The organism is Vibrio sp. 1401 (assembly GCF_033340295.1).
This window is the reverse complement of sequence record NZ_JAWOWF010000674.1, coordinates 1-562: the sequence shown is the minus strand read 5'-3', so window position 1 is coordinate 562 and position 562 is coordinate 1. Positions and strand designations below refer to the sequence as shown.

1 protein-coding gene and 1 pseudogene are annotated in these 562 nt (G+C 46.8%); both read right to left on the bottom strand.

Translation table 11 applies throughout. From position 1 onward, the window contains the following. Positions 1-234, bottom strand: a pseudogene (locus R7Z77_RS27510) (CesT family type III secretion system chaperone); the annotation flags it as partial. A gap of 9 nt (positions 235-243) precedes the next feature. After that, positions 244-562, bottom strand: a 319-nt coding sequence (gene vecA / locus R7Z77_RS27505) for a CesT family type III secretion system chaperone VecA (protein WP_318137328.1), incomplete at its 5' end; no start/stop codon positions are given.

The following is a 562-nucleotide window of genomic DNA, read 5'->3' as shown; positions in this document are numbered from 1 at the left end:
TGCCTGCTTCAAGTCGAGGGGCGTTTTGATATTTTCTTGGAAGAACTTGGTGTATTTTTTTCTTAATACGCCTTCGCTAACCGTAGCAAACTTGTGGCCTTTATGGGACGTAGATGGCTCTTTGACTTCGCCTCTTTTGCTGATTACTCGGTCATCTTTTTGCGCGGCAATGGCACGAAACTGTTCCAAATCGGGTACTGGGCTTTGACTGATTTTTTGCGTTGTATTCACCATAACTCCCTCCTACACACGCAGTGGTTGAACATGACTTTGTTCATGATTTGAAGTGGCTGAAAGATCTTGATCCAACATGGCAAAACGCGCTTGCCAAAGTTCGGTCTGTTCGATGATTTCGTGGAACCAAACTGTCAGATTGGCTGAGTTAAGATGCTCGGTAGGTTGGCGACCCGCTAAGACAAGTTGTCGACCATTCGGGGCGAGCGATAACGCCAAGTTGCCACTGCCTACTCTTTGGTAATTTGCGCGGGCTAATAGCTCTAAGCCTCTTACGCGCAACTCTCCCGATTTTTCTAAGCCACCAAACGTAACAGAGAGCATTAAG